This window comes from Methylobacterium fujisawaense, assembly GCF_039619325.1.
Taxonomy (GTDB): Bacteria; Pseudomonadota; Alphaproteobacteria; order Rhizobiales; family Beijerinckiaceae; genus Methylobacterium; species Methylobacterium fujisawaense.
In genome coordinates this window covers 3696851-3723334 of the sequence record NZ_CP155000.1, presented here as the reverse complement: position 1 = coordinate 3723334, position 26484 = coordinate 3696851, and the positions used below count along the sequence as shown (strand labels likewise).

The following is a 26484-nucleotide window of genomic DNA, read 5'->3' as shown; positions in this document are numbered from 1 at the left end:
CAGTCAACGGCCGCATCGCGGAGCCGGTCGCTTCCGTGCCGCGGCGGGACAGAGGCACACCGGGGCACACCGGCCCTCCCCCTCATCCTGAGGTGCCGTAGCGCAGCGGAGGCCTCGAAGGAGGCCTCCGGATGCCCTGCGATCCCTGGAGCCCTCCTCCGAGGCGGCTGCGCCGCACCCGAGGAGGAAGCGACGGGTTGGGATGCCCGTTGAACCGGCGCCTCAGGTGTTCATCGAGTCGAAGAAGTCGCTGTTGCTCTTGGTCTGGCGCAGCTTGTCGAGCAGGAACTCGATCGCGTCGGTGACGCCCATCGGGTTGAGGATGCGGCGCAGCACGTAGGTCTTCTTGAGCGAATCCGGCGGGACCAGGAGCTCCTCCTTGCGGGTGCCCGAGCGGGTGATGTCGATCGCCGGGAAGATGCGCTTGTCGGAGACCTTGCGGTCCAGGATGATCTCGGAGTTGCCGGTGCCCTTGAACTCCTCGAAGATCACCTCGTCCATGCGCGAGCCGGTGTCGATGAGCGCGGTGGCGATGATCGAGAGCGAGCCGCCCTCCTCGATGTTGCGGGCCGCGCCGAAGAAGCGCTTGGGCCGCTGCAGGGCGTTGGCGTCGACACCGCCGGTCAGCACCTTGCCGGAGGACGGCACCACGGTGTTGTAGGCGCGACCGAGGCGGGTGATCGAGTCGAGCAGGATCACGACGTCGCGCCCGTGCTCCACGAGGCGCTTGGCCTTCTCGATCACCATCTCGGCGACCTGCACGTGGCGGGTGGCCGGCTCGTCGAAGGTCGAGGCGATGACCTCGCCCTTCACCGAGCGCTGCATGTCGGTGACCTCCTCGGGCCGCTCGTCGATGAGCAGCACGATCAGGTAGCACTCGGGGTGATTGAGGGTGATCGACTGCGCGATGTTCTGCATCAGCACGGTCTTACCCGTGCGCGGCGGCGCCACGATCAGGGCGCGCTGGCCCTTTCCGATCGGCGCCACGATGTCGATGATCCGCGGGGAGAAATCCTTCTTGGTCGGGTTGTCCAGCTCGAGCTTGAACCGCTTGGTCGGGAAGAGCGGCGTCAGGTTGTCGAAGTGGACCTTGTGCTTGATCTTCTCCGGGTTCTCGAAGTTGATCGTGTTGACCTTGAGGAGCGCGAAGTAGCGCTCGCCGTCCTTGGGGCCGCGGATCGGGCCCTCGACGGTGTCGCCGGTGCGCAGGCCGAAGCGGCGGATCTGGGTCGGCGAGATGTAGATGTCGTCGGGGCCGGGCAGGTAGTTCGAGTCGGAGGAGCGCAGGAAGCCGAAGCCGTCCTGCAGCACCTCGACGGTGCCCGAGCCGATGATCTCGACCTCCTTGGCAGCGAGCTGCTTCAGGATGGCGAACATCAGCTCCTGCTTGCGCATGGTCGAGGCGTTCTCGACCTCGACCTCCTCGGCGAAGGCCGTCAGGTCGGTGGGCGTCTTCGACTTGAGGTCTTGGAGCTTGACCTCGCGGACGCCCTCGAGGGCGGCGGGCATGGTGGGCGCATCGGCCGGCTCCGCGGTCTCGATGTCGGCGAGGGCGTCGGGGTTTGGCGTCATGGGGTGTCTTGCAACCGACGGAAGAGGTGGGAGGGCCGGTTCAGTGCCAGGCACCCGGGGGATGGGCGCCGAAGAGCGGGCCGCGCTGCGGCGAGGGGCCCGGGGTCAGATTGGCGAAACCGATGAGGCAGGACCCTCGCGGCTCACGGGCGCGCTGCGGCGCAGACCTTGTGATGAGGGCGCAGTAGAGATAACGCCTTTTTCGCCCGCACTCAAGGGCCCGGCGCGGGATGCCGGCGCGGGGACCGCAAAGGCCCGGCCGCAAGGGCCTCGCCGGGACGCCGAGCCGGCGCTAGAGAGGCAAGCCCGCAGACGGGGTCATCGGAACCGGGCCGGCGCGCGGCCGTTCCCCGTCCCGGTGCTGCAGCGCAGCAGACCGTCCAACCGAGAGTCCCCCCTGACCGCCATGCGCGACGACGCTACCGGACGCACCCTCACCACGCGCGAGCCGCGCCGGATCCCCTGGCTCGACCTCGTCTTCGGCTTCGGCCCCATGGTGCCGATCGCCGTCGGGGCCGCGGTGGCGTGGTGGCTGAACGGCCAGCCCCTCGATTATCTGGTGGCGCTGTTCACCCTGCTTTATGCGGCCTCGATCCTGCTGTTCCTGGCCGGGGTGCGCCGGGGCGTCAGCTTCCGGACCGAGGGCGGCCCGCAGGTGTCGCAGCTCGTGACGATGCTGATCCTGTACGGTCTCGGGCTGGCCAGCCTGTTCACGGCGGTGATGGGCAAGGCCGTGCCGGCGCTGGCGATGCTGATCCTCGGCTACGCCGCCATCGGGATCCTCGACCCGATCGCGGCGCGCGCCGGCGAGGTGCCGCTGGCGCATGCCCGCCTGCGTCCGCTGCAGATGCCGATCGCCGTGGTGAGCCTCGCGGCCCTGCTCTGGCTCAAGCTGACGGCGCCGTACTGAGTCCCGCCAATCGAAGCCCCGCCAACCGAATTCCCCTTTCGCGCGGCATGCTTTAGAGCCCGGCCAAGGGTTCTCCGCCCGGCGGAGACGATTCAAGATCCGATGCCGGACCCGGGCTCCGGGTCCGCGAGAAGCGAACGCGCGCACATGTCCAAGGCCGACACCCCCAAGGCCGAGAAGGCCGAGACCTTGAAGCCCCGCCTGCCGCGCGGCTTCGTCGACCGGCGCGCCGGTGAGATCGCCGCGCAGGGGCGGATGCTGGAGACGATCCGCAAGAGCTTCGAGCTCTACGGCTTCGAGGCCCTGGAGACGCCCTTCGTCGAGTACACCGAGGCGCTCGGCAAGTTCCTGCCCGACCTCGACCGTCCGAACGCGGGCGTGTTCTCGTTCCAGGACGACGACGAGGCGTGGTTGTCGCTCCGCTACGACCTGACGGCGCCGCTCGCGCGCTTCGTCGCCGAGAACTACGACGCCCTGCCCAAGCCGTATCGCAGCTACCGGGCCGGCTACGTGTTCCGCAACGAGAAGCCGGGGCCGGGCCGTTTCCGCCAGTTCATGCAGTTCGACGCCGACATCGTGGGCGCCGGCAGCGTCGCGGCCGATGCCGAGACCTGCATGCTGATGGCCGACACGCTGAACCGCCTCGGGCTCGGCGGCCAGTACGTGGTCAAGGTCAACAACCGGAAGGTGCTCGACGGCGTCATGGAGGCGATCGGGCTCGCCGGTCCCGACAAGGCCGGCCAGCGCCTGACGGTCCTGCGGGCGATCGACAAGCTCGACCGGCTCGGCGTCGACGGGGTGCGCGACCTCCTCGGCGCCGGCCGCAAGGACGAGAGCGGCGACTTCACCAAGGGCGCGGGCCTCGACGCGACGGCGATCGGCCGGATCCTCGCCTACGTGTCGTTCCAGGCCGATGCCGGGGACGGCGCCGACAAGATGGCGTTCTGGGAGAAGTTCTTCGCCGGCTGGCACGACGCGGTCGGCGAGTCCGAGACCGGCCGGGAGGGCATCGCCGAATTGCACGCGATCATGCGCCTCTGCGCCGCCGCCGGCTACGGTCACGACGTGATCCGCGCCGATCCGAGCGTGGTGCGCGGCCTCGAATACTATACCGGCCCGGTCTACGAGGCCGAGCTGACGTTTCCGGTGACCAACGAGGACGGCCAGACCGTCCGCTTCGGCTCGGTGGCGGGCGGCGGGCGCTACGACGGGCTCGTCGGGCGGTTCCGGTCCGAGCCGGTCCCGGCCACCGGCTTCTCGATCGGCGTCTCGCGGCTGTTCTCGGCGCTCCAGCTCGTGAACAGCCCGCTGCTCGCCGGCGCCGAGGCGCCCGGGCCGGTGGTGGTGCTGGTCCTCGACCGGGAGAACATGGCCGATTACCAGCGGCTGGTGGCGCTCCTGCGCGCCGACGGCATCCGGGCGGAGCTCTACCTCGGCGCCGCCGGCATGAAGGCGCAGATGAAATACGCCGACCGCCGGCGCGCACCCGTGGCGGTGATCCAGGGCTCGAACGAGCGTCTGGCCGGCGAGGTCCAGATCAAGGACCTGATCGCGGGTGCCCAGGCGGCCGAATCCATCGCCAGCAACGCCGAGTGGAAGGCGGCGCGGCCCGCGCAGATCTCGTGTCCGGAGGCCGATCTGGTGGCGCAGGTCCGCGCCGTGCTGGCCCGGCATTTCACGGCTTCGGAGACCTGAGGCGCGCAGGTCGAACGCGGCGGCTCCGGCGGCGTTATCCTCGGTCGGTTCCGTGGAGGGGTCGGGGGAGATGTCGGGATGCGCGCGAAGATCCTCATCCTGTCGGCCGGCCTGATCTGCGCCGGGACAGGCCCCGTCTGGGCCGCCCGGCCGGTCCTCGACCGGTTGCCGAGCGCCGTCGCCCAGGCCACCCCCGGGACCGGCAGCGCCCCCGTCCTGAGCGCCGGGATCGCCGGAGCGCCGGCCCTGACCGTGATCGCCCGCCGCAAGCCGGTCCGGCGCCCCCGCGGGGCGCGTCTCGGCGGCGGCCGGCCGCTCTGACCGGCTGCTCCGAGCGGGTGAAGTCTGTGGCGCCGTAGCGCGTATCGGTCCGCGGTACGGGGACCTGCGCAGTCCTGCGCACCGCACCGCCCTGCGACGTGTCGCCAAGTCCGGCCACGGTTGCTACAGAGCGCCCGCGAGGATGGATCCGATGACACGACCGGAGGCAGGCGAGACGGGGGCGGGGGACGCGGCGCGCACGCGGCTGCTCGCGCATCTGGCGGCGGCGGGCTATCGGCCCGTGACGCCGCCGGTGCTGCAGCCGCTGGAGCCGTTCCTCGAATTGTCGGGCGAGGACATCCGCCGGCGGATCTTCGTCACGCAGGATGCGGGCGGCGCCGAGCTGTGCCTGCGGCCGGAATTCACGATTCCCGTCTGTCGCCTCCACCGGGCGGAGGCCGACGGGCAGGTGGCCGATTACAGCTATTGCGGTCCGGTCTTCCGCCTCGCCGCCGACGAGCCCGACGAGTTCTTCCAGGCCGGCATCGAGTCGATCGGGCGCACCGACACGCCGGCCGCCGACGCCGAGGTGCTGGGTCTCGCCCTCGAGGGCCTCGCCCTGTTCGGCCGGACCGATCCGGCGGTGCGGCTCGGCGACATGGGGCTGACCGTGGCGCTCCTCGACGGCCTCGCGGTCCCGCCCGCCGCCAAGCGCCGGACGCTCCGGGCGCTGGCCGCCGGGCGCTCGCTGGACGTGGTCACCAACGGCGCCGAGGGGACCCGCCCGGAGGATCCCCATGCGGGCCTGCTGGCGGCGATCCAGGGCCAGGACCCGCGGGGCGTGCGCGCCTTCGTGGAGGACGTGCTGGCGATCGCCGGGATCTCGGCGGTAGGCGGGCGCAGCGCCGGCGAGATCGCCGAGCGCTTCCTCGCCAAGGCCTCCGCGCAGGCCCATGGCGGGGCCGGGCTCAACGCCGAGAACCGTGCGCTCCTCGACCGCTACCGGGCCATCGCCGGCCATCCGGATGCCGCCGCCCGCGACCTGCGGGCGCTGGTGGCCGACGCGGGCATCCGCCACGACGCCCTCGCGGCCGCTCTCGACCTGTTCGAGGAGCGCACCGGCTTCATCGCGGCCCGCGGGCTGCCGATCGAGCGGTTCCGCTTCCAGGGCGGCTTCGCCCGCAACCTCGACTATTATACCGGCTTCATCTTCGAGGTGACCGAAGGGCAGGGCCCGATCCTGGTCGGCGGCGGCCGTTACGACGGCCTGCTCGGCCATCTCGGCAGCCCGGCGCCCCTGCCCGCGGTGGGCTGCACCTTCTGGATCGCGCGCGTGGCGGGAGCCGGCCGATGAGTGCTTCGGACGCGACCGCCATGCCGCTGATCCTCGCCGTGCCATCCAAGGGCCGCCTGCAGGAGAACGCCAGCGCGTTCTTCGGCCGGGCCGGTCTGAAGCTCGCCCAGGGCGCCGGCGCCCGCGACTACCGGGGCAAGCTGCTCGGCGTCCCCGACGTCGAGGTGCGCTACCTCTCGGCCTCCGAGATCGCCGCGCAGCTCGCCTCGGGCGCCGCCCATCTCGGCGTCACCGGCGAGGACCTGATCCGCGAGACCCTGCCGGACGTGCGCGGCCAAGTGGAGCTGCTGACGCCGCTGGGCTTCGGCAACGCCACCGTGGTGGTCGCCGTGCCCCAGGCCTGGATCGACGTGCGCGACATGTCCGACCTCGACGAGGTCGCCGCCGGCATGCGCACCCGCCACGGGCGGCGCCTGCGGGTCGCCACCAAATACGTGAACCTGACCCGCCGGTTCTTCGCCGAGAAGGGCGTCGCCGATTACCGGATCGTCGAGAGCCTCGGCGCCACCGAGGGGGCGCCGGCGGCGGGCTCGGCCGAGATCGTGGTCGACATCACCACGACGGGGGCGACGCTCTCCGCCAACGCCCTGAAGGTGCTGGACGACGGCATCATCCTGCGTTCGGAGGCGAATCTCGTCGCCTCGCTGAAGGCGCCCTGGGGCGAGGGCCAGCGGGCGGCGCTCCGCACCGTGCTCGGCCGCATCGCCGCCGAGGAACGCGCCCGGACCACCCGGGAGGTGCGGGCCGCCCTGCCGGAGAGCGGCACCATCGACCTCGCCACCCTGGCGGGCCTGCACGAGGCAGAGCTGCCCTACGGCGCCCCGAAGGGCCCGGAGGGCGAGATCGTCCTGCGCTGTCCTGAGGGCGCGGTGTTCGACCTCGCCGGCGCCCTGGTCGAGGCGGGGGCGCGGGCCGTGACGGTGCGGCGGGTCGACTATGCCTTCGCGGCCGAGAACCCGCTGGCGGAGCGGCTGCTGGCGCGGCTCTGAGGAGGGCGGACCCTCGTGGTGGTGTCCTTGCGGAGCACCGCGACGGCTACGGGCCCTGCTTGGCGAATTCGGACAGTACCCCGCGCAGCACCTTGAGCCGCCCGTCGTAGGCGGCTGTCAGGCAGGCGACGTCGCCGCTGCAGGCGCGCCGCTCCGTCAGCCACGCCTCCTGATCGTCGCGCAGCTTGGCCTGGCCGCCCATGGGCAGCACGCTCTTCAGGATCTCGAACCGGGTCGCCATCTCGACGTCCCGGTCGTTGAGCGGGAGATGGGCACAGATCGCCTTCTCGTCCGGAGCCTCGGCCCTGTCGCACGGGAAGCTCGCGGCCCGGGCAGCCGGGGCGGCGATCGGAGCCGCGAGGGCGGCGAGGGCCAGGGCGAGGACGAGCGGCTTCGGCATGGCCAGGCAACGGCCCGGCGGCGGAAAGGCTCCGCGCAGCGCGGCGGCCGGGTGAATCGACCCGGGATCAGAAGCCCGGCTTGACGATCGCCAGGATGACGATGCCGATCATGAGAAGCGTCGGCACCTCGTTGAGCACCCGGTAGAACCGATGACCGCGGGTGTTCCGGTCGGCGGCGAAATCCTTGACCATCCGGGCGAGCCAGCCATGGATACCGGTCATCGCCAGCACCAGCGCGAACTTCGCCTGGAGCCAGGGGCTCGCATAGAAGCCGCTCATCCAGGCGAGCGCCACCCCGAACAGCCAGGTGGCGATCAGGGCCGGGTTCATGATCGCCTTGAGCAGGCGGCGCTCCATCACCTTGAAGGTCGCGCTCTGCGCCTCCGAACCCGGCGGCAGGCTCGCATGGTAGACGAACAGCCGCGGCAGGTAGAGCATGCCCGCCATCCAGGCGATCAGGCTGATGACGTGGCCGGCCTTGATCCAGTCGTACAGCACGGGCGCAGCCTCAACCCTGGCCGCGGAGCCGGGCGAGCATCCGCTCGACATGGGCCACCGGCGTCTGGGGCGTGATGCCGTGGCCGAGGTTGAAGATGTGCGGCCGGCCAGCGGTCGCCTCCAGGACGGCATCCACCGCCGCGTCGAGGGCCGCGCCGCCCTCGATCAGCGTCTCGGGATGGAGGTTGCCCTGCGTCACCGTGGTGGCCGGCACCGTCGCCCGCAGGGCCTTCAGGTCCACCCCCCAGTCGACGCCGACGGCATCGGCGCCGGTCTCCGGCACCACCCGGGCATGGCCGTCGAGGCCCGAGCCGCGGGCGAACACGATGATCTTGGCGCCCGGCACCCGGGCGCGGACGCCCGCCACCATCCGGGCGATCGGCTGCAGGGACCAGCGGGTGAGGGCGTCCGCCGCGGGCGCGCCCGGCAGGGCGCTCTCCGCCACGTCGCCGACGGGCTCGACGGTGCCGTCGGAGGTCGGCACGGCGAGGGGCAGCGTGCCGGCATGGGACTCGAAGATCTGCACGGCGTCGGCGCCGGCCTCGAGCTGGCGCACGAGGTAATCGGTCTGCACCGTGACGAGGCGGTCGATCAGCGCGTCCACCAGCGCCGTGTCGCCCTCGGCCAGCGCCCGCGCGGGGGCAAGGTCCGGGGTGCCGCGACCGCCGATCATGTAGCTCGCCACCGTCCAGGGGGCGCCGCAGAAGCCGAGCAGCGTGGTCTCGCCGGGCAGTTCCGCGCGCAGCCGCGTCACCGTCTCGAAGACCGGTGCGAGATGGGTCATCACCGCCGGGTCGCCGGCCTCGCGCAGCTTCGAAAAGGCCTCCCGGCCGTCGAGGGGATCGAGGCGCGGCCCCTCGCCCTCCACGAAGCGCACGTCCTGACCGAGCGCATGAGGCACGACCAGGATGTCCGAGAACAGGATCGCGGCATCGAAGCCGAACCGCCGGATCGGCTGGAGCGTCACCTCGACGGCGAAGTCCGGGCTGTAGCAGAGGTCGAGGAACGAGCCGGCCTCGGCCCGGGTCGCCCGGTATTCCGGCAGGTAGCGGCCGGCCTGCCGCATCATCCAGGCGGGGGGCGGCCCGATCGCCTCCCCGTCGAGGACGCGCAGCACCTTCCGCTCGGACTTGCGCTCCGTCCCCGTCATCGTCGTTCCCATCCCGTATCCGTCATCCCGCATGCCCGTCGGCGGGCCTCCTGTCGAGTCGAGGCGCGCCGATCCCCACACAGGCCCCTTCGAAAAGAAAAGAGAGAATCTAGGACTCTGTTTTTTCTCTTGGGGGGCCGAATCACGGGGGCACAAAAGCGTCCACAGGCGGTCCCCGGTGCCGCGCCGTTAACGAGGCTTTAAAGGATTTGCTCCATCTTGCGAGAACGACCAGATCCGACAGCGCCTTGGCAACGCCGAGTCGTGTGCGGACCCCGGATGTGTCCCGGATTCTCCCAGTGAGGCGGAATCCATGCGCCCCGATCGTCTGCCTGTGAACGGCGGAGTCGATAGCGCGCACCGGTATCGCCCTGGACCGGCCCGGCGGGGCATCCTATCCACACTCATCGACTCCCCTGGCGGCCGGCGGTGGACAACGTGGGCGCCGCGAAAGGCGACCGCAGAGGCGATCGGAATGGGCCGCAGCTACTTCCACCTCCACCTCGTCTCCGACTCCACCGGCGAGACGCTGATCAATGTCGGGCGCGCGGCGGCCGCGCAGTACGAGGGCGTGTCGGCGATCGAGCACGTCTATCCGCTGGTGCGCTCGGCCGCGCAGCTCGACCGGGTGATCTCGGAGATCCGGGCGGCGCCGGGTCTTGTCCTCTACACCCTGGTGGGGGGCGACCTCGGCGAGCGGCTGGAGGAGGTCGCCCGGGAGACCGGCTCGCCCTGCCTGTCGGTGCTGCGGCCGGTCCACGACCTGCTGCGCGCCTATCTCGGCGCCGAGACCACGGCCCGGCCCGGCGCCCAGCACATGCTGAACGCCGAGTACTTCAAGCGCATCGACGCGATGAACTTCACCCTGGCCCACGACGACGGCAACCTGCCGGAGGATCTCGAGGACGCGGACGTCATCCTGCTCGGCGTCAGCCGGACCTCGAAGACGCCGACCTCGATCTACCTCGCCAATCGCGGCCTCAAGACCACCAACCTGCCGCTGGTGCCGGGCATGCCGCTGCCGCCGGCGATCGAGCGCGCCCGCAAGCCCCTGGTGGTCGGGCTGTTCGCCTCGCCGGAGCGGATCGTGCAGATCCGCCAGAACCGGCTCTCCAGCCTCAACGCCGACGAATCGTCCCTCTACGTCGATCGCTCGGCGGTGGCGGACGAGATCACCGCCTCCCGCCGGCTGTTCACCCGGAACCGCTGGCCGACCATCGACGTGACGCGCCGCTCCATCGAGGAGACCGCGGCGGCGATCGTCGACCTCTACCGCGACCACCGGCTGAAGTTCATCGCGGATTGAGAGGGGTTTCCGAAGGGCTCAGCCCTTTGGCGGGGTTCGGGGGCGGAGCCCCTGAACGACCCGGGCTCCGCCCCGGAGCCGCAAAAGCTCGCAGCCCTTTTGAAGCCGGGACGGCCTCAGCTGCCGCTCAGGACCGCCCGCACCAGGGTGAGGCCCGCCACCAGCCCGATCAGACCGGTCGCCACCGAGGCCCCAACGTAGAGGGCGGCGGCGGCGGTCTCGCCCCGGTGGTACAGGCTGATCGCGTCCAGGGAGAAGGTCGAGAAGGTGGTGAAGCCGCCGAGCACGCCCGTGGTCAGGAACAGCCGTGCCGGGTGACCCGCCGCGCCGCGCAGGGCGAAGCCCTCGGCGAGCACGCCCATCAGGAACGAGCCCAGCACGTTGATGATCAGCGTGGCCAGGGGGAAGCCGAGGCCCGGCAGCAGCCGGGCGACCGCCACGTTGATCCCATGGCGGCACCCGCCCCCGAGCCCGGCTCCGACAACGACGATGAGGGTGTTGATCATGCCGGCCCTTCCTGTTCGGTCGGGCAGCCACGTCCTGTCGCGGCTTCGGCGCACGGCCCCACCGCGGACGGCTGAGGCGCGCCCGTGCGGTAGGAGCCATCAGCCCGGCCTCCGAGTCGGGCGGTTGTCGGGGCGCTCCATCCCCATCGGGACAGGCTTAGCGCAGGATGCCGGGAAGGGGAATCCGGTTTTCCGGCTCCCGCGCTGGTGGGTCGGGGGGGCGCGGCGGGGTCACAGATCGGTTCGGATCAGCGCGGGTCCCCTCCCGTGCGGGAGAGCGGACCCGCGCCCTGTCATGAACCCACCGCGCTGGATCGATCGGCGAAGCCGCAAGGCTCAGCGAGCGTAGGCGAAGTGGCTGCGCTGCTCGATCTGGGCGGCATAGAAATCCTCGACCACCTCGCGGACCACCTCGGCCAGCTCGTCGCCCCGGTGCTCGTCGAGCTGGATGTCGCTGCCGACGGTCCGGCCGATGGCGCAGCTCGCAGCCCCCGGCACGAGGCGCTCGTTGTAGCGCTGGTTCAGGCCCGAGACCGAGATGTAGTTGCTGCCGCCGAGTTCCGGACCGTACTTGATCTTGATCTTCTGCTCGGTGTCGGTCCCGCGCAGCCGCGCGCAGAGGCTGATGAAGTTGTCCTGATCGATCTTGGCCTCGAGGCCGGTGATGCTGCCGTGGACGTTGTCCTCCTCGTTGAGCACCTCGGCCATGAGGTTCAGGACGCCGACCACCGGCTCCAGCGCCCGGGCGCCTTCCTCCAGGAGTTTCTTGCGGAAGTCGTTGCTGCGGGCATCCGCCTCCTGCAGCCGCGCGCGGAACCTGTCCTTGACCTCGTTGGCGCGTGCCATCGCGCTCCTCCCTGGTGGTTCATCCGATGCTTTGCCGCCCGGATGACCGAAACCTACGAGGCCAATTCAGATGACGCAAGATAGTGCAAAATATTGATGCCTGCCCAGAACTTGAGCCGTTGCACAGGAATAATACTTGCTCATGGACTGTGCAACGGCGGAGTCTCCGGGATACGCGCCTATTTCAGGAGCTGCAGCAGGCTGCCTCCGGCCGGGGTCTTGAGTTCCTTGGCGTCGAGCGTGCCGTCCTTGTCGGGATCGGCCGCCTTGAAGCGCTGCTCGACCAGGGCGAGGTATTCCTTGCGGTCGAGGGTGCCGTCGTTGTCGGTGTCGGCGGCCTTCAGGTCCGTCTTGCTGACCCGGCCCTTCAGCTCCTTGGCGTCGACGGTCCCGTCCTTGTCGGTCTCGGCGGCGTCGAAGACCTTGCCGGCCGCGGCCTGGGCCTCGGCCAGATCGATCGTGCCGTCCTTGTCGGTGTCGACCATCTTCAGCGTGCGCTCGGTGCCGGAGGACCGGGCGAAGGCCGCCGACGGCAGCGCGGTGGGGACGACCAGGCCGAGGACGAGCATCGCGGCCAGCGCACATGCGGGTCTGTTCAGGATCGCGGGCATGAACGAAATCTCCGGTGGCGATCAGCGCCGGCAGCCCAAGCCGCCATGCGGCGCGCCGTTCCCGGAGGCGCGTTCACAAGCCGACGATCAGTCAGCGGGCCGGACCGTCGAGGGGGGCGAGCCGGTCCGGTTCCCGGGCCGCGGCGGCGACCGGTTCGGACCGGGACAGGGCGTTGGCCAATGCCCTCAGGTCCGGGACCGGCGCGCCCGATGCGCCGAACACCGACCGGTCGAGAGCCGCGAAGGATGCGACAAGACCGGGCCGCGCCCGCCAGATGCGAGCCAGATCCGGCGCTTCCCGCATCGCCGTGTCCAGGACCGCGCGGAACCCGGCGGGATCTCCGGAACGGGCCGCCGCCTGCAGCGCGCGCCGGGTCGGGCGGGACAGGCGCAAGGAGGGCCGGCCCAGGCCGAAGCCGATCAGCGCCAAGCCCAACCCGAAGGCGGCCAGCGCCGAGGCGGCGACCACGAGCGGCGAGGGGATCGCGGGGGGCGCCCGGTCGGTCTCCCGGTCGGGCAGGCCGCCGCCGATCTGCCGGGCCGGGATCTCGGTCTCGCGCATGGTGCGGGTGTTGGTGTCGAACCACGGGATCGCGATGGCGTCGAGGGGGATGATCTCCGGCACGCCGGGCTTCACGTCCCACTGGTAGGTGGCCCGCGCCACGGGGCCCGAGGGGGTCAGCAGGGTCTCGCGGGTGACGGGGCCCGCGAAGGTGATGATGCCGCGGGTGCGCATGACCGGCCGGGGCGGCAGGCCCTCCGCGACCATGCCCTGCGCCTCCAGGGTGACGATCCGGCGGGTGGTCTCGCCGACCTTGATGGTCTCGGGATCCGGGCTCCAGGAATCGGTGATCGCCACGTCCTTGGCCGGCAGCCACCAGGGCTCCTTGGCGTCGGGGCCGCCGCTGGGCTCGGTCCATTGTGCGACCGGGAAGGGGATCGGCTTCGAGCGCACCTCGACCACCCGCCGCTCGCCGACATCGTTGACGGTGAGCTTGTGGGTGAACGGCTCGATGGTGAACTGCCCGGCATGGTGCGGGAAGACCGCCACGGTGCGGTCGAACGCGATGGCGCTCTGGCCGTCGGGAAGCTTGGTCTTGCTCCAGTGATCCCGGCCGAGCTGCGTCCAGGAGAAGTTGGCAAGGGAGGGCTGCACCACCTCCTCGAGCAGGATCGGCTGCTTGTAGACCCCGTGGATCTTCAAGAGCACCATCTCGCGGGAGAAAGGCGCGCTGTTGCCGTTCAGTTCGGCGGTCACCGTCAGGGTGAGGTCGCCCGGCTCGATCTCGGCGCGGGCGGGGAGGGGAGCGAGGAGGGGAGCGAGGAGGGGAGCGAGGAGGAGGAGCGCGCGGGCGCGCCTCTCGAAGATCCCAGAAAAACTCACCACGGGTTGCTCCCGGCGGGAATCGCGGTGCCGGCCTCGACCCGGCGGGTCTGCTCGGCGCGCAGGCGCAGCTTGAGATAACGGCCGGGATCGTCCGGCAGGGTCTGGAGCCAGAGCCGGTCCGGTCGGATCTCGTGGGCCTCGAAGCTCTTGGTCACCCGGCGGACCTCGCGCTCGGGCGCCTCGGCCACCATGGCGGAACCGCCCCCGGTCCGGCCCCGGCCCGCCGCGTCGCCGGCCGAGCCCCGGGCCTGGCCCTTGCCGGTGTCGATCGATTGCTGCTCGGCCTTGCCCCGGCGGGACACCTTGCTGTTGCCGGGCAGCGACGCGCTGGCGTTCGATTCCTTGTTGCCGGCGAGCCCCTCGCCGCTGGAGGCGGCGTTGATGTCGTTGTTCTGGTCCTGGTTGGCGGTGTTGTTGTAGCGGGCGCCGTACTGGGCGGTGCCGTTGGCGATGCCGCCGCCGGGCCCGCGATCGATCACCTCGGCCCGCATCCGGGCGATCAGCGAGCGGTTGGCCTGGGCGTCGGCGTCGCGGGGGTTGAAGCGCAGGGCCTCGTCGTAGGCCGCCAGCGCGCCCTCGAGGTCGCCCGCCTTCGCGAGCGTGTTGCCGAGATTGTAGCTCGCCCGGCGCCCGCCGGTGCGGAACAGCGCGATCGCGTCCGCGTAGCGGCCGGCCTCGTAGAGCGCGGCGGCGCGCCAGGCCGGATCGACGAAGACGTCCGCGGCCAGCCCCGGCAGGCCGAGGCCCATCAGCAGGCGCCCGAAGCCGGTCCGGGGCTGCGAGACGGCGAGCAGCGCCAGGAGGCCGATCCCCGCCAGCGCCAGGCCGGCGATCCGGGCGCGGCGGCGCCAGCGCGGCGGCAGGCCGGCGCGGAGCGGGACGGCGAAGCCCGTGTCGGGGAGGGTGAGCCGCATCAGGCGCTCCTGCGGAACAGGACCAGGACCGGCAGGGCCGCCAGCAGCAGCAGCCAGCGCCCGAGATCCGCATAGGCCAGGACGCCGTAGCCGCCCGCCGCGAGGTGCTGACTGAGCCCGGCGCCGACCGCGTCGAGCACCGGGCCGGGGGTCGCGATGTCGGCGACGGTGCCGCCGCCGGCCCGGACGAGGGCGTCGAGGGCGGCCCGGTCGGGCTTCGGCGCGCCGGGCGGCAGCGGCTTGTCGGCGGGGACGAACAGCGCCTGGAGCCGCCAGCCGTGCTCGGCGATGGCGCGGGCCTCGCGGATGGCGGCCTCGCCGATGCCGTCGCCGTCGCTGATCAGCACCACGTCGGCCGCCACGACGTTGGCCTCCGCCAGGGTGCGGCGGGCCAGCGCCAGCCCGCGCTCGGGATGGGTGCCGCGGTCCGGCACCGTGTCGGCATCGAGGGCGAACAGGGTGGTGCCGAGGCTGTCGCGGTCGGTGGTGGGGGAGGCGGCGAGGTAGGCGTCGCCCGCGTAGACCACGAGGGCGACCGCCCGGGTGCCGGCGGCCTCGGCGACGGCGGCGGCGGCCTGCCGGACGCCCTGGAGGTTGCCGCCCTCCGTGACCGAGCGGGACAGGTCGACGACGATCACGGTCTCGTCGAGGTTGCGGAAGGTCCGCCCGTCCGCCCGCTCCACCGCGGGGCCGGTGAGCGCGAGGGCGATCAGGCCGGCCGCCAGGGCGGCGGCGAGGTTCGCCTGCCGCCGGCCGCCCAGCACCGCGCCGGTGCGGGCGAGATGGGCCATCAGCGCAGGATCCACCGCCCGGGCCCAGTCGCCCAACGGCGCCGAGCGCCACGCGGCGCGGAGCGCCAGCAGGACGACCACCGGGATCGCCAGGAACCACCAGGGGCGCAGCAGCGCGAAGGTGTCGAGAAAGCTCATCGGGCGGCGTCTCCCACCCGGATCCCCTCATCCCGAGGTGACCGCGCAGCGGGCCTCGAAGGAGGGCTCCAGGGCGCGCGCGGCCGGCGGGAGGGCTCCTTCGAGGCCTCCGCTGTGCTCGGGCACCTCTGGATGAGGGCGTGTGCCGGACAGGCGGCGAACCGTGGATCCATCACGCCCCCCTCCGGCTGGCCAGCAGGGCGGCGGCGGCCAGCAGCGCCAGGGCGGCCGGCCAGGGCCAGAGGTCCCGGCGCAGGGGCAGGGGCGGAGCCAGGGCGCGGCCACCCTCAAGCCGGTCGATGGCGTCGGCGACGCGGACCAGATCCTCGGTGGTGCGCACCCGGAACGCCTCGCCGCCGCTCGCCTGCGCCATGTCGCGCAGGGTCTCGGTGTCGACCACGTCCTGCTCGCCATCGGCATCGGCCATGTCGCGGGGCCCCAGCGCGATGGTGTAGATCTTGATGCCCAGCGTCTTGGCGAGGTCCGCCACGTCCTTGGGGGCGGTCTGGCCGGCATTGTTGGCGCCGTCCGAGAGCAGGATCACGGCTTTCGCGGCCTTGGCGCCGGACTGCCTCCCGGAGGCGGCCTCGCCGTCCGCATCCCGCGGGTCCAGGCGGCGCAGGGCGAGGCCGAGGCCGTCGCCGATCCCGGTGGAGCGGCCGCTGATGCCGATCGTCGCCTCGTCGAGGGCGCGGGCGACCGCGGCAGTGTCGAAGCTCAGGGCCGCCGCCACGTAGGCCTGGTCGGCGAAGATCACGAGGCCGATCCGGTCTCCGGCCCGGCGGCGGATGAAGTCGGTGCCGACGCGCTTGACCGCGGTGAGCCGGTTCACGGTCTCGCCGTCGAGGGCGAAGTCGCGCCGCTCCATCGAGCCCGACAGGTCCATGGCGATCATGATCTCGCGGCCCGAGGCCGGGAGCGCGGCCGCCGGCATGACGAGGCGCGGACCCGACAGGGCCGCCACCAGGGCGATCCAGAGCGTCCAGGTCAGCAGGGCCCGCCGCCGCCCCCGGGCCGCGAGGTCGGCGCCGGAGCGCGCCCCGCCCACCAGCGTGCCGGGCACGCGCAGGGCGCCGCTGCCGCCCTCGGGCTCGGCCGGGATCAGGCGGGCGGCCAGCAGGGGCAGGGGGAGGGCCAGGAGCGCCCAGGGCGCGGCGCAGTCGAAGGCCGACAGGAGGGCGCTGAGCCATGCGGGCAGGAACGCGCTCATGCCCGCAGCCGTCCGATCAGGCGGCCGAGTTCGGCGTCCAGGGCGTCGAGGTCGGGATCCTGCCGCCGGTACAGCCCGTCGGTGAGCACCCGGCCGGCGCCCCGGGTGAAGAAATCGGTCCTGAACAGCGCGTCCAGGCGGGCGGCCCAGTCGGCGCCCGTCGCCTGGGCCTCGGTCTCGCCGCCGAGGGTCCGGCCGAGACGGCGCAGGAGCCGGGCCTGGGCGACGAGGCGCGCCTCCGGATCGAGGTTCCGGCTTCGGGCGAGTTCGGCCAGCGCCGCCCGGCGGATACCGGCCCGCGCCCGGCCGCGCCCGTAGCGGACGAGCCCCACCAGCAGGGCGGCGAGGAAGCCCAGAGCCGCCGCGGCGACGACCTCGCCCTGCAGGGCGCCGGCGGCGCCGCCGGGCAGGTGCAGGCCCCGGAGCTGATCGAGGGACAGGGGAATCTCGGCGGGCGTGACGGGGTTCATCGGATCGGGCCGCCGTGTCGGACCTCACAGCACCGCATCGAGGCGCTCCATGAGCGGCGCATAGGCCTCCGGGCCGGTTTCGACGTCGAGGCGCACGCCCGCGATGCCGCGCCGGGCATAGTCGGCGAGCCGGGCCTCGGCGGATTCGCCCGCCGGCCCGGCCGCCGTCGGCAGCGCGGTCCCGCGGCGGCCATCCGCGAGGGCGAAGGGGTAGTAGCCCGGCGGCCGGGCGCGCTCGAAGGCGTCGCTCACCAGGATCAGCCGGATGGCGATCCGCTCGGCGAGCAGCGTCAGGAGCTCGTCGAAGCCCGGGCCGGGATCGTCGAGGGCGCTGGCGATGACGAGGTGGCCGCCGGCCGGCAGCAGGCTGCGGGCGAGGGCGAGGGTCGCCTCGAGCGGCGGCTCCGCGTGGGCCCGCGAACCGGATTCGGCCCCGAGGGCGTCGGCATGGGCCTGGGCGAGGGCGCCGGTCACCGCGATCATGGCGCGCTCGCCGCCCGCCGGCCGCAGCACGGTCGGCGCGCCGGCCGAGGCCACCGCGAGGCCGACCCGGCCGCCATCGGCCGCGACCCGCCAGCCGAGCAGCGCCAGGGCCTCGGCGGCCGCCACCGAGCGCAGGGCCCGGCGGGTGCCGAACAGCATGGAGGGCCGGAAATCGGCGAGCAGCACCACGGCGCGGTCGCGCTCGTCGTGGTGGGTGCGGACATGCAGCTGCCCGGTGCGGGCCGTGGCGTTGCGGTCGATGAAGCGGCGGTCGTCGCCCTCGGACCAGAGGCGGACATCCTCCGGCTCGGAGCCGCGGCCGCGGCGCCGGGTGACGATGCCGCCGGGCAGCCCTGCCAGGGTCCGGGTGGCGGGCGCGGAACCCCGCCGGGCGAGGTGGCGCAGGCCCATCAGCGCCTCGCCCGAGAGGTGGATGCCCGCGGCGCTTCCCGTTCCTCGCCCCTTTGCGGGGGCCCCGGCCGTCAGGCCGGGTCGGGCGAGGGGAGCGACGCTTCCGGACGGGTCGCGACGGGCGCCATTTCCCGATCCGTCGCGCTGCCCCGCTCCCCCGCTGCCGCGCAGGGTCTCCTCCCCCGCAGAGGGGGGCGGGGAAGCACGTCCCGGAATCCGGAGCCCGAACACCGTCAGAGCGCCCGCACCCGCTGCACCAGTTCGCCGACGAGGCCGCGCGCCGTCTTGCCCTCGGCGGCCGCCCGCCAGGTCAGGCCGATGCGGTGGGACAGGGCGTCCCGGGCGAGGTCCGTGACGTCCTCGGGGATGACGTGGTCGCGGCCCCGCAGCCAGGCCCGGGCCTTGCCGGCCATCATCAGCGCCAGGGTGCCCCGCGGCGAGGCCGGGTGCTCGATCATGGCGCGCAGGTCCGGGGCCGCCGCATCGGTGCGGGTCGCCGCCACCAGCCGCACGAGATAGTCCTTGAGGGCCGGCGACACGTAGGTGGAGAGCGCCGCCTCCCGGGCCGCGCGCACGTCCGCCAGCGACAACCGCATGGTCATGGCGTCGACGTGGTGGGTGATCTCGCCCTCCACGAGGTCGAGGATCGCCCGCTCCGTGGTCTCGTCTGGCATGTCGACCACGACGTGCAGCAGGAAGCGGTCGAGCTGCGCCTCCGGCAGCGGGAAGGTGCCGGCATGCTCGATCGGGTTCTGGGTCGCCACGACCATGAACGGATCGGACAGGCGGTGGGTGGTCCCTGAGACCGTCACCTGCCCCTCGGCCATGGATTCGAGGAGCGCCGACTGCACCTTCGGCGGCGCGCGGTTGACCTCGTCGACCAGCACGAGGGCGTGGAACAGGGGCCCCGGCAGGAACTCGAAGGTGCCGCTGTCCTGGCGCCAGACGGTGGTGCCGGTGAGATCGGCCGGCATCAGGTCCGGGGTGCACTGGATGCGCGCGAAGGAGCCGTCGAGCCCGTCGGCGAGCCGCTTGACCGCGCGGGTCTTGGCCAGCCCCGGCGCGCCCTCGATCAGCAGGTGGCCGCCGGTGAGTAGCCCGATCAGCAGGCGCTCGACGAGGCCGGCGCTGCCGATCAGGCCGCGCTCCAGCCCCTCGCGGAGCGCCATGACGCGGCCGTGCAGGGCGTCGTCGGGAACGGTGTCGGGCCGACGCTCGGCGAGGGCGCCGCTCATACGCGGACGCATCCTGTGCGGCAGGATCTTGCGCTGCGGGATCTTGCGCGGACCCCGTCCGCCGCTCGGGCCGTGTGCTGCATCCTGCACGTCTCCTCGACCGGGTCCCGAATTCTTAAGGGATCCTCAGGCTCTTGCCGGTGTGCCCGCTGCCCGGTGCGGCCGTCAATCCCGGTTCGGATACGCTTACGGATCCGGGCCGGGCCATGGTGTCACGGTTTCGTCACCTCCCCGCTCCCATGAGACCGCGGATGATCAGCTACACCGCCCTCCCCGAAGAACTGAAATCCGCCATCGGCCTGCTCGTGGCCTTCGTGCTCGGCACGATCATCGGGGCCGAACGCCAGTACCGGCAACGCACCGCGGGCCTGCGGACGGCCGTGCTGGTCGCGGTGGGAGCGAGCGCCTTCGTGGATCTCGGCATGCGGCTCACCGGCCCGGACGGGGGCGTCCGCACGGTGGCCTATGTGATCTCCGGCATCGGCTTCCTCGGCGCCGGCGTGATCATGAAGGAGGGCATGAACGTCCGCGGCCTCAACACGGCCGCGACCCTGTGGTGCTCGGCGGCCGTTGGGGCGTTCTGCGGTGCGGACCTGCCCCTGGAGGCCGTGTTCGTGATGGTGACGGTTCTGGCCTGCAACACCGCGCTCCGGCCGCTGGTGAATGCCATCAACCGCGCGCCGATTCGCGAATCCGCCACCGAGGCGACCTACGAGGTCCAGGTCACCACGGCGCCCGGCGAGGCCGGTCCGGCGCAGGATCTGCTGGTGGAGCGCCTGGAGGCGGCGAACTACCCGGTCGGCAGCGTCGAGGTGGAGGAGCGGGGCGAGACCGCGGTGGATGTGGTGGCGACCCTGACGGCCAGCGCCGTGAAGGCCGAGGAGCTCGACGCCGTCACGGCCGAACTGGCCCGCGCCCCGGGCATTCGTCACGCCACGTGGTCGGTCCAGACCGCCGACTGATCTGTTTTCGGCTCAAAGCTCGGTCCGTTCGACAGGAGCGGCGGCTGGTTCCGACCTTCCTCGGCCGTACAATGCGGGTTGAGTAGGCCCGGTAAGCAGACGTGCAAAAGCTGGTACGCCGAAGCCGGTCTTGCGGCGGGGACGCACTGGGTATCGTTCGGATGTTGCAACGCACCAGTCTGGTGATGTACGAGGGGCCATACGACAGGACCCGGTGAAAGCCCGGGTGGCTCTTCCGGCCGCCGATCCGCCGGACCACGCAATCGACGGCGACCGTGTCGCGGACCTCCAAGGAGGCCGACCCGCCGTGTTGCGCCTCCCGCACGGGTTCGCGGACGTCGCGCGTGCGGGACGACGAAAGTCTCCCACCCATCATGAATCTCGTACACCTCCGGAGCGAATGGGCTCCGAACGTCACGCGTGAACTGCTGGCCGGTGCGGTGGTCGCCCTGGCCCTGATCCCCGAGGCCATCGCCTTCTCGATCATCGCCGGTGTCGATCCCAAGGTCGGCCTCTACGCCTCCTTCTGTATCGCCGTGGTCACCGCATTCGCCGGCGGCCGCCCGGCGATGATCTCCGCCGCCACCGGCGCCATGGCGCTCCTCATGGTCGGCCTCGTGAAGGACCACGGCGTCGGCTACCTGTTCGCCGCCACCATCCTCACCGGGCTCCTGCAGATCGTCGCCGGGGCCCTGCGCCTGGGCAACCTGATGCGGTTCGTCTCGCGGTCGGTGGTCACCGGTTTCGTCAACGCCTTGGCGATCCTGATCTTCCTGGCGCAGATGCCCGAGCTCCTCGGCCAAGGCACCACGGTCTACGTCATGACCGCCGTTGGCCTCGGCATCATCTACGGGCTGCCGTACCTGACCAAGGCCGTGCCATCACCGCTGGTGACCATCGTCCTGCTCACCGCCGTCTCGATGTACCTCGGCCTCGGCATCCACAGGGTCGGCGACATGGGGGCGCTCCCGAGCGAGCTGCCGTGGGTGGCCCTGCCACAGGTGCCGTTCACCCTCGACACGCTGTGGATCATCCTTCCGGTCTCGCTGACCTTGACCATGGTCGGTTTGCTGGAGAGCTTGATGACCGCGGCCATCGTCGACGAGATGACCGACACGACTTCGAACAAGAACCGTGAATGCGCCGGCCAGGGCGTCGCCAACATCGCTTCCGGGTTCCTCGGCGGCATGGCCGGCTGCGCCATGATCGGGCAATCGGTCATCAACGTCTCCTCCGGCGGCCGCGGGCGCCTCTCGACCCTGTTCTCCGGTGTGTTCCTGCTGTTCCTCATCGTGGTGCTCGGGCCTTACGTGGCGCAGATCCCGATGGCGTCGCTCGTGGCCGTGATGATCATGGTCTCCATCAACACCTTCCAGTGGAAATCCCTGCGCACGCTGGTCACCCATCCGAAGGCGTCGAGCGTGGTCATGCTCGGCACTGTCGCTGTGGTGGTCGCCACTCACGACCTCGCCAAGGGCGTGCTGTTCGGCGTGGTCTTGAGTGGGTTGTTCTTCGCCCACAAGGTCACGAAGTTCTTCGCCGTCCGGTCTTCCCGTGGCGAGGGCGACGTGCGGACCTACCGGATAACCGGGCAGATTTTCTTCGCCACGGCGGAAGCCTTCCACGCCGCCTTCGACTTCCGCGAGGAAGGGCTGACGGGCGTGGTGATCGACCTGCAGGCGGCACACTTCTGGGACATCTCGGCTATCAACGCTCTTGACCGGGTTGTCCTGAAGCTCCGCCACCATGGCATCACGGTCGACGTCGTCGGCATGAACGAGGCGACGGCAACCATGGTCGAGCGTATCGGCACTCACGATAAGCCCGGGGCGACGTTCGCCGTCGGCGGTCACTGATCCAACGGCAGGCCATCCTCGAATCGCGCTGGTGGTGCCGAGGATGGCCGATTCCCGGTAAACCCACTCAGAAGCAGTCAGGCTGCTTTTCATCCCCAGCGGTCATTTAGGGGTGCTTGTCGACGGGACTGGAACTGGCCGAAAGCAACCGGTCCGCTTCGGAGCATGCCCGCCGAAAAGCGGACGGCCTCCTATCGACCCAAGTCGGTCGCCGTCGGTGGATTGGAGCATTCTCGGATGCAGACCTAGGTCGCGTCTTTATCGAGAGTGGGTGTCTCCGCAGCACGCAAGTCGTGGCGCTGGTCTAATGCGTAGGCATTGATGATCCCTGCCAGCAGACCGGGAAAGCGTGCCTCCACCTCGATCCAGCGGGAATGGTTGCGCACTTCGACGCCGTGACGTTCGCTGCGGATCAAACCGGCCTCGCGCAGAACCTTGAAGTGGTTGGACAGCGAGGATTTCGGGATGACCCGGTCCCCAACTGCCGAGACTGCCGAGCAGGCCTCGACACAGCCCGCCTGCATGATCTTGGCGAAGATGGCCGCGCGGCTCGGATCGGCGAGCGCGTGCAGGATCGCCGCTGGACGCACGTCCTCGATAGCGGGGTGAAACAGGGGTCTCATATTTCGTCCATATGGGATCTTGAACGACGCTCCATTAGTTCCGAAGTTCCGAACTATGGGTCTAAGGCTGCCATTCCGGAGCCGGTCCCAGTCGGAGATAGCACACATGTCGAAGCTTGAGGGCAAGGTCGCCGTCGTGACCGGAGCATCCAAAGGCATCGGTGCGGGGATCGCCAAGGCGTTGGCCCAGGATGGCGCCGCTGTGGTGGTGAACTACGCGTCCAGCAGGGCCGGGGCTGACGCCGTCGTGGCGGCCATAACCTCGGCCGGCGGCAGGGCCATCGCGGTCCAGGGCGACGTGTCCAAAGCGTCCGAGGCGCAGGGTGTGATCGAGGCGGCGGTGCGGGAGTTCGGGCGGCTCGACGTGCTGGTCAACAACTCCGGCATCTACGAGTTCGCGGCGATCGAAGAGGTCACAGAGGAACACTATCGCCGCCAGTTCGACGTCAACGTGCTCGGCATTCTGCTGTCGACCCGGGCGGCCGTGAAGCATCTCGGCGAAGGCGCGAGCATCGTGAACATCTCTTCGGCGATCACGCACGTGCATACGCCGGCGGCGGCGGTCTATGCGGGCACGAAGGGCGCGGTGAACGCGATCTCGGGCGTCCTCGCCAATGAGTTGGCCCCGCGCAAGATACGCGTGAACGTGGTCAGCCCCGGCTACGTGGTGACCGAAGGGACGCACACGGCCGGCATCTCCGGCTCGGAGATGGAAGCCGGGATGGTCGCACAGACACCTCTCGGCCGCGCCGGCCACCCGGATGACATCGCGGGCGTCGTGACGTTCCTCGCGTCCGATGACGCGCGCTGGCTTACCGGCGAGAACATCACCGCCAGCGGCGGTATTCGCTGAAACACAACGACTAGACCTGCGCGCACGGGCCAGACAGGGGCTGCGCGCAGGAGCGCAACGCAGGACGAGCGTTGTCGAACTAGGTCAACCCTTCGAAGCGTCTGCTTTGCTGTCTCTCGCACCGGAAGCAGACCCTCGGCTGTCCACCCCCAGCGGTCATTTAGGGGCGACTATCGACGGGACTGGAACTGGCCGAAAGCGGCCGGTCCGCTTCGGCGCAGGCCCGCCGGAAAGCGGATGGCCTCCTATCGACCCGACGTCGCCCGTGAGGCCGGATCGTGCGGTCCCCGAAAGCGGACGAAGGCGCGCTCCTTCCGGCGGGGCCAGCGTGATGAGGAACGCTACAACCAGAAAGTAAAACGAGGTTGTATTAAATACAACGGACGTTCCTATCGAAATGTATCGACGCGTCATGCTCTCTGGGCTCGCAAAGCGGGCGACGTCCCCGGATGGCAGCCGCCCGCCCTCACGCCCCTCTCCGCCAGGAATCTCGGACCATGATCACCCGCGCCCTCGACGCACTGTGCCTCAGTGCCCTGGGTTCGACGGCCCTGGGATGGGCGGTGCGCACGGTCGTCATCGTGGCATCCCGGACTGTCGCGCCCCGCAGCGAGGCTGCCGGCGGCCGGCCCGGCCCGATGGCGCCGGCCCGGTAGGCAAGAGGATCGGTGAGCGGCGACGCGGCTCAGGCCGCCCGGGCGAGATCCCCTTCGATCGCGGCGAGCGCCCGCTCCAGCGCCGCGAAGCAGGCCGGATCGAACGCTGTGCCGACATCCGCCCGCATGATGCCGAGCGCCTTCTCAAGCGGCATGGCGGCCCGGTAGGGTCGGTCGGCGGTCAGCGCGTCGAACACGTCGGCGACCGAGACGATCCGGATCTCGGGTACGATCGCATCGCCCTTCAGCCCCCGTGGATAGCCCTTGCCGTCCAGCCGCTCATGATGGCCGCCGCCGATACAGGCCATCTCGTGAAACACCGCCACGCGGGCCAGGATGGTCTCCGACAGGGCGGCATGATTGCGCATGTCCTGCCACTCGGCATCGTCCAGCTTGCCGTTCTTGTCGAGGATCGCGTTCGAGACCCCGAGTTTGCCAATGTCGTGCAGGAGCGCGGCCCGCTTGAGCCAGCGGCGGCGTTCCGCAGTAAAGCCGAGTTCGGCCGCGATCATATCGGCGTAGACCGCGACCCGCTCGGAGTGGCCGGAGGTGAAGGGGCTCTTGGCATCGATGATCTGGGCGAACGCGCGGGCGATGTCGTCGAGGTAGTCCTCGTCCACCGCGAACGGGCTGACCGGTGCCAGGGCGAACACCGCCGCCTCGACCTCATCCGAACCCAGAACCTCCCAGAAGCCGGGTTCGGCCGCGACCGCTTCGAAGCAGGCGACGACCTGCGGGTCGAACCATGTGCCAGAGCGCGCCCGCACCTCGGCGATCGCGGCCGAAGGGCCAGCTGCGGCGTGGAAGACGTCGACCACCTGCGCGAGCAGCGCCACACGGGCGTAGAGCGGGATCGCAGCGCCCGTGAGGCGGTCCGGCCGGCCGCTGCCATTCCAGTGCTCGTCCAGCGCGTGGATGGCGTCGCAGACGCTCGTCGAAAAGCGGAGCTGCCGGGCGATCGCGGCACCGCGCTGGCAGCGGGTCTGTATGAGCTCGTCGGCGATCGCTCCGCCGTTCTGCAAGATATTGAGCACCACGCGGAACCGTTCGGCCAAGCCTGCCTTCAGGCCCGTGTGAGCGAAGACAAACCCCAGCACCTTCGGCAAGCTGTCGCTCACCGTCTTGAAGTCACGTTTGAAGCTGAGGTCGTCGGATAGATAGAGCTCACAGATTCGCGCGGCGTTGCTTGAGCAGCCGAGATCCTTCAGCATGATCGTATGGTAGAGTTCCCATAGCTGAAGGTCGGGCAGGCCCATCGCGCGGCCGATGTGGAAGCCGATCCATGTCGCACGAATGCAATGCCCCACGGGCTGGCCTTCCGTCAGATCCAGGGCATGGCTCAAGGCACCCAGGATTTCCGACAGGTGTACGGTCTGTGTCTCTGCGTCACCGCTCGCCACGATTCGCATTGGTATAGCCCAAACTCGTGCCTTATAGGCCGAAGGACTATCTCCCAAAAATAATGAAACCGTTCATCGACGGTCGTTCCCATGCGTTCTCATCTCGGCCGGGGACCGCCGCAAAACCACCCTGAGCGTTGGGGTGGACATCCCCCGACGGCATCGCTGTGCCAGAGCGGCGGTGTTGCGACACTCCTGCAGGCGGCATCCCCGGGTGGGGTGAGCACCGGCGGGATCGATCCGGTCGAGTCGGTTTTCCAGGGGCACCGCTCGGATGCGAGAGGCACAGCCGTGGGTCGCACGATGCTGCGGCGTGATCCGGGGCGGGCGTTCGTCGCGACACCTCCCCGATGCATGGGCGCGATGGAGATCTGCGCCGGTGCTCGTCACTGGGCATGCGGGATAGACTTGGCCGGTCACGACACGCGGCTCATCCCTCCGGCATGCGTGAAGCCGTTCGCGAAGCGGCAGAAGAGCGCCATGGCCGACGCGGAGGCGATCTGCGGCGCGGCGCCCGACGCTGCGGTTCGCACGGGGATCCCGACAAAGCTGGGGCGAGGTCGGCCGGCATGCTGTCGCGCCAGCCGCGCATGCGGGTCGCCGTCGCCCTGGCGGACATGATGGTGCTGATCGTCTGGGCGTTGATGGCCCACGGGGCGCCTGCGGAACTCCGGCCACGGCGTAACCGCCATGCCGCGAGGCGGGAGGGATGCGGGGACGGTCGTCCATCGCCCCGCCGTCACGCCTTTCGCCGCGGGAAGTCCGAAGCAGCGGGCCAGCATCGGGTGCCGCTCGCGCACGGTCCATGCACCGGCAAAGCCGAAGCCCTTCACCGGCAAAGCCGAAGCCCTTGCGCAGCCCCAGCATGCCGTCCGAGCCGCAGATCATGCGCGGGCTCTGGGGATGGAGCGGCGGGGATGGAGCGGCAGGCTCGGCGGCTAGGCCCAACGACCCGCGAACCCGCGCGTTCGCGTGTGCGACACGCCTGCACCCGTC

General features: G+C 71.0%; 26 protein-coding genes, 2 pseudogenes, 1 riboswitch and 1 other annotated feature. Of the genes and pseudogenes, 11 read left to right on the top strand and 17 right to left on the bottom strand.

What is annotated here, in order from left to right:
- Positions 1 to 222: 222 nt before the first annotated feature.
- Positions 223 to 1572 (bottom strand): transcription termination factor Rho, encoded by a 1350-nt coding sequence (gene rho, locus ABC766_RS17630; protein ID WP_043386160.1) that lies wholly within the window; start codon positions 1570 to 1572, stop codon positions 223 to 225.
- A 406-nt stretch (positions 1573 to 1978) separates the two neighbouring features.
- On the opposite strand from rho, the gene ABC766_RS17625 reads away from it, so the two are divergent.
- The 5 genes from ABC766_RS17625 (at position 1979) to hisG (ending at position 6781) form a co-directional block, all read left to right on the top strand.
- Positions 1979 to 2482 (top strand): DUF3429 domain-containing protein, encoded by a 504-nt coding sequence (locus tag ABC766_RS17625; protein WP_043353871.1) that lies wholly within the window; start codon positions 1979 to 1981, stop codon positions 2480 to 2482.
- A 147-nt stretch (positions 2483 to 2629) separates the two neighbouring features.
- Positions 2630 to 4177 (top strand): histidine--tRNA ligase, encoded by a 1548-nt coding sequence (hisS, locus tag ABC766_RS17620; RefSeq protein ID WP_182592664.1) that lies wholly within the window; start codon positions 2630 to 2632, stop codon positions 4175 to 4177.
- A gap of 78 nt (positions 4178 to 4255) precedes the next feature.
- The gene (locus ABC766_RS17615; RefSeq protein WP_043353874.1) at positions 4256 to 4498 is read left to right on the top strand and encodes a hypothetical protein; all 243 of its coding nucleotides are present in this window, start codon (positions 4256 to 4258) and stop codon (positions 4496 to 4498) included.
- Between the two features lie 151 nt (positions 4499 to 4649).
- Complete coding sequence (locus ABC766_RS17610; protein WP_043386166.1) at positions 4650 to 5792, top strand: ATP phosphoribosyltransferase regulatory subunit; 1143 nt, start codon at positions 4650 to 4652, stop codon at positions 5790 to 5792.
- Positions 5789 to 6781, top strand: coding sequence for an ATP phosphoribosyltransferase (gene hisG / locus ABC766_RS17605; protein WP_043386169.1), 993 nt, complete (start codon positions 5789 to 5791; stop codon positions 6779 to 6781). The genes ABC766_RS17610 and hisG overlap by 4 nt, the downstream gene beginning before the upstream one ends.
- A gap of 46 nt (positions 6782 to 6827) precedes the next feature.
- On the opposite strand, the gene ABC766_RS17600 is transcribed toward hisG, so the two are convergent.
- The 3 genes from ABC766_RS17600 to ABC766_RS17590 form a co-directional block, all read right to left on the bottom strand.
- Positions 6828 to 7181, bottom strand: coding sequence for a lysozyme inhibitor LprI family protein (locus ABC766_RS17600; RefSeq protein WP_043386172.1), 354 nt, complete (start codon positions 7179 to 7181; stop codon positions 6828 to 6830).
- Positions 7182 to 7248: 67 nt separating this feature from the next.
- Positions 7249 to 7680 (bottom strand): protoporphyrinogen oxidase HemJ, encoded by a 432-nt coding sequence (hemJ, locus tag ABC766_RS17595; RefSeq protein ID WP_043346260.1) that lies wholly within the window; start codon positions 7678 to 7680, stop codon positions 7249 to 7251.
- A 10-nt stretch (positions 7681 to 7690) separates the two neighbouring features.
- Positions 7691 to 8842 carry a uroporphyrinogen decarboxylase gene (locus ABC766_RS17590; RefSeq protein WP_043346262.1) on the bottom strand — a complete coding sequence of 384 codons (1152 nt, stop codon included), beginning with the start codon at positions 8840 to 8842 and terminating at the stop codon, positions 7691 to 7693.
- 463 nt (positions 8843 to 9305) lie between these two features.
- Here ABC766_RS17590 and ABC766_RS17585 point away from each other — a divergent pair, with 463 nt between their 5' ends.
- Positions 9306 to 10136, top strand: coding sequence for a pyruvate, water dikinase regulatory protein (locus ABC766_RS17585; protein ID WP_043346269.1), 831 nt, complete (start codon positions 9306 to 9308; stop codon positions 10134 to 10136).
- Positions 10137 to 10252: 116 nt separating this feature from the next.
- Here ABC766_RS17585 and crcB read toward each other — a convergent pair whose 3' ends face one another.
- The 10 genes from crcB to ABC766_RS17535 all read right to left on the bottom strand — a co-directional run bounded on the left by crcB (position 10253) and on the right by ABC766_RS17535 (position 19138).
- Complete coding sequence (gene crcB / locus ABC766_RS17580; protein WP_091955375.1) at positions 10253 to 10642, bottom strand: fluoride efflux transporter CrcB; 390 nt, start codon at positions 10640 to 10642, stop codon at positions 10253 to 10255.
- 83 nt (positions 10643 to 10725) lie between these two features.
- Positions 10726 to 10796: riboswitch (Fluoride riboswitch) on the bottom strand.
- A gap of 182 nt (positions 10797 to 10978) precedes the next feature.
- A complete protein-coding gene (locus tag ABC766_RS17575) occupies positions 10979 to 11488 on the bottom strand; it encodes a hypothetical protein (protein WP_043346263.1) in 510 nt (169 codons plus the stop codon).
- 179 nt (positions 11489 to 11667) lie between these two features.
- On the bottom strand, positions 11668 to 12099 hold the full coding sequence (locus ABC766_RS17570) for an EF-hand domain-containing protein (protein WP_345819134.1): 432 nt from the start codon (positions 12097 to 12099) through the stop codon (positions 11668 to 11670).
- 91 nt (positions 12100 to 12190) lie between these two features.
- Positions 12191 to 13486 carry a hypothetical protein gene (locus ABC766_RS17565; protein WP_427902245.1) on the bottom strand — a complete coding sequence of 432 codons (1296 nt, stop codon included), beginning with the start codon at positions 13484 to 13486 and terminating at the stop codon, positions 12191 to 12193.
- Entirely contained in the window at positions 13480 to 14400 is a 921-nt protein-coding gene (locus ABC766_RS17560; RefSeq protein WP_345819133.1) for a tetratricopeptide repeat protein, read from the bottom strand. The genes ABC766_RS17565 and ABC766_RS17560 overlap by 7 nt, the downstream gene beginning before the upstream one ends.
- Complete coding sequence (locus ABC766_RS17555) at positions 14400 to 15329, bottom strand: VWA domain-containing protein (RefSeq protein WP_345819132.1); 930 nt, start codon at positions 15327 to 15329, stop codon at positions 14400 to 14402. Before ABC766_RS17555 ends, ABC766_RS17560 begins: the two co-directional genes overlap by 1 nt.
- Positions 15330 to 15501: 172 nt before the next feature.
- Positions 15502 to 16539 carry a VWA domain-containing protein gene (locus tag ABC766_RS17550; RefSeq protein WP_170861886.1) on the bottom strand — a complete coding sequence of 346 codons (1038 nt, stop codon included), beginning with the start codon at positions 16537 to 16539 and terminating at the stop codon, positions 15502 to 15504.
- On the bottom strand, positions 16536 to 17009 hold the full coding sequence (locus tag ABC766_RS17545) for a DUF4381 family protein (RefSeq protein ID WP_345819131.1): 474 nt from the start codon (positions 17007 to 17009) through the stop codon (positions 16536 to 16538). Before ABC766_RS17545 ends, ABC766_RS17550 begins: the two co-directional genes overlap by 4 nt.
- 24 nt (positions 17010 to 17033) lie before the next feature.
- Positions 17034 to 17903 carry a DUF58 domain-containing protein gene (locus ABC766_RS17540; RefSeq protein WP_342142175.1) on the bottom strand — a complete coding sequence of 290 codons (870 nt, stop codon included), beginning with the start codon at positions 17901 to 17903 and terminating at the stop codon, positions 17034 to 17036.
- Positions 17904 to 18136: 233 nt separating this feature from the next.
- Positions 18137 to 19138, bottom strand: coding sequence for an AAA family ATPase (locus ABC766_RS17535; protein ID WP_051976195.1), 1002 nt, complete (start codon positions 19136 to 19138; stop codon positions 18137 to 18139).
- Positions 19139 to 19389: 251 nt separating this feature from the next.
- Between ABC766_RS17535 and ABC766_RS17530 the strand changes: the two genes are divergently transcribed.
- Positions 19390 to 20100, top strand: coding sequence for an MgtC/SapB family protein (locus ABC766_RS17530; protein WP_043346286.1), 711 nt, complete (start codon positions 19390 to 19392; stop codon positions 20098 to 20100).
- 204 nt (positions 20101 to 20304) lie between these two features.
- Positions 20305 to 20360: a sequence feature (sul1 is cis-regulatory element that is thought to sense ions involved in sulfur or methionine metabolism; They are found in Alphaproteobacteria), on the top strand.
- Positions 20361 to 20474: 114 nt separating this feature from the next.
- Positions 20475 to 21956 carry a SulP family inorganic anion transporter gene (locus tag ABC766_RS17525; RefSeq protein WP_342142176.1) on the top strand — a complete coding sequence of 494 codons (1482 nt, stop codon included), beginning with the start codon at positions 20475 to 20477 and terminating at the stop codon, positions 21954 to 21956.
- A gap of 245 nt (positions 21957 to 22201) precedes the next feature.
- Here ABC766_RS17525 and ABC766_RS17520 read toward each other — a convergent pair whose 3' ends face one another.
- Positions 22202 to 22579, bottom strand: coding sequence for an ArsR/SmtB family transcription factor (locus tag ABC766_RS17520; RefSeq protein ID WP_043755533.1), 378 nt, complete (start codon positions 22577 to 22579; stop codon positions 22202 to 22204).
- 106 nt (positions 22580 to 22685) lie between these two features.
- Between ABC766_RS17520 and ABC766_RS17515 the strand changes: the two genes are divergently transcribed.
- On the top strand, positions 22686 to 23432 hold the full coding sequence (locus ABC766_RS17515) for a glucose 1-dehydrogenase (protein WP_278306182.1): 747 nt from the start codon (positions 22686 to 22688) through the stop codon (positions 23430 to 23432).
- 497 nt (positions 23433 to 23929) lie between these two features.
- Complete coding sequence (locus ABC766_RS17510; protein WP_158498469.1) at positions 23930 to 24088, top strand: hypothetical protein; 159 nt, start codon at positions 23930 to 23932, stop codon at positions 24086 to 24088.
- Positions 24089 to 24117: 29 nt separating this feature from the next.
- On the opposite strand, the gene ABC766_RS17505 is transcribed toward ABC766_RS17510, so the two are convergent.
- The gene (locus ABC766_RS17505; protein WP_345819130.1) at positions 24118 to 25497 is read right to left on the bottom strand and encodes an HD-GYP domain-containing protein; all 1380 of its coding nucleotides are present in this window, start codon (positions 25495 to 25497) and stop codon (positions 24118 to 24120) included.
- A 186-nt stretch (positions 25498 to 25683) separates the two neighbouring features.
- On the opposite strand from ABC766_RS17505, the pseudogene ABC766_RS17500 reads away from it, so the two are divergent.
- Positions 25684 to 26019, top strand: a pseudogene (locus ABC766_RS17500) (IS110 family transposase); the annotation flags it as partial.
- Positions 26020 to 26237: 218 nt separating this feature from the next.
- Here ABC766_RS17500 and ABC766_RS17495 read toward each other — a convergent pair.
- Positions 26238 to 26318, bottom strand: a pseudogene (locus ABC766_RS17495) (IS6 family transposase); the annotation flags it as partial.
- Between the last annotated feature and the right edge of the window lie 166 nt (positions 26319 to 26484).

Coding starts and splice junctions, on each gene's coding strand:
- ABC766_RS17540 (WP_342142175.1), bottom strand. CDS start 17,903: ATGGGCCTGCGCCACCTCGCCCGGCGGGGTTCCGCGCCCGCCACCCGG.
- rho (WP_043386160.1), bottom strand. CDS start 1,572: ATGACGCCAAACCCCGACGCCCTCGCCGACATCGAGACCGCGGAGCCG.
- ABC766_RS17515 (WP_278306182.1), top strand. CDS start 22,686: ATGTCGAAGCTTGAGGGCAAGGTCGCCGTCGTGACCGGAGCATCCAAA.
- ABC766_RS17530 (WP_043346286.1), top strand. CDS start 19,390: ATGATCAGCTACACCGCCCTCCCCGAAGAACTGAAATCCGCCATCGGC.
- ABC766_RS17600 (WP_043386172.1), bottom strand. CDS start 7,181: ATGCCGAAGCCGCTCGTCCTCGCCCTGGCCCTCGCCGCCCTCGCGGCT.
- hisS (WP_182592664.1), top strand. CDS start 2,630: ATGTCCAAGGCCGACACCCCCAAGGCCGAGAAGGCCGAGACCTTGAAG.
- ABC766_RS17590 (WP_043346262.1), bottom strand. CDS start 8,842: ATGGGAACGACGATGACGGGGACGGAGCGCAAGTCCGAGCGGAAGGTG.
- ABC766_RS17525 (WP_342142176.1), top strand. CDS start 20,475: ATGAATCTCGTACACCTCCGGAGCGAATGGGCTCCGAACGTCACGCGT.
- ABC766_RS17585 (WP_043346269.1), top strand. CDS start 9,306: ATGGGCCGCAGCTACTTCCACCTCCACCTCGTCTCCGACTCCACCGGC.
- ABC766_RS17520 (WP_043755533.1), bottom strand. CDS start 22,579: ATGAGACCCCTGTTTCACCCCGCTATCGAGGACGTGCGTCCAGCGGCG.
- ABC766_RS17560 (WP_345819133.1), bottom strand. CDS start 14,400: ATGCGGCTCACCCTCCCCGACACGGGCTTCGCCGTCCCGCTCCGCGCC.
- ABC766_RS17615 (WP_043353874.1), top strand. CDS start 4,256: ATGCGCGCGAAGATCCTCATCCTGTCGGCCGGCCTGATCTGCGCCGGG.
- ABC766_RS17570 (WP_345819134.1), bottom strand. CDS start 12,099: ATGCCCGCGATCCTGAACAGACCCGCATGTGCGCTGGCCGCGATGCTC.
- ABC766_RS17610 (WP_043386166.1), top strand. CDS start 4,650: ATGACACGACCGGAGGCAGGCGAGACGGGGGCGGGGGACGCGGCGCGC.
- ABC766_RS17625 (WP_043353871.1), top strand. CDS start 1,979: ATGCGCGACGACGCTACCGGACGCACCCTCACCACGCGCGAGCCGCGC.
- crcB (WP_091955375.1), bottom strand. CDS start 10,642: ATGATCAACACCCTCATCGTCGTTGTCGGAGCCGGGCTCGGGGGCGGG.
- ABC766_RS17505 (WP_345819130.1), bottom strand. CDS start 25,497: ATGCGAATCGTGGCGAGCGGTGACGCAGAGACACAGACCGTACACCTG.
- ABC766_RS17535 (WP_051976195.1), bottom strand. CDS start 19,138: ATGAGCGGCGCCCTCGCCGAGCGTCGGCCCGACACCGTTCCCGACGAC.
- ABC766_RS17510 (WP_158498469.1), top strand. CDS start 23,930: ATGATCACCCGCGCCCTCGACGCACTGTGCCTCAGTGCCCTGGGTTCG.
- ABC766_RS17545 (WP_345819131.1), bottom strand. CDS start 17,009: ATGAACCCCGTCACGCCCGCCGAGATTCCCCTGTCCCTCGATCAGCTC.
- ABC766_RS17575 (WP_043346263.1), bottom strand. CDS start 11,488: ATGGCACGCGCCAACGAGGTCAAGGACAGGTTCCGCGCGCGGCTGCAG.
- ABC766_RS17555 (WP_345819132.1), bottom strand. CDS start 15,329: ATGAGCTTTCTCGACACCTTCGCGCTGCTGCGCCCCTGGTGGTTCCTG.
- ABC766_RS17550 (WP_170861886.1), bottom strand. CDS start 16,539: ATGAGCGCGTTCCTGCCCGCATGGCTCAGCGCCCTCCTGTCGGCCTTC.
- hisG (WP_043386169.1), top strand. CDS start 5,789: ATGAGTGCTTCGGACGCGACCGCCATGCCGCTGATCCTCGCCGTGCCA.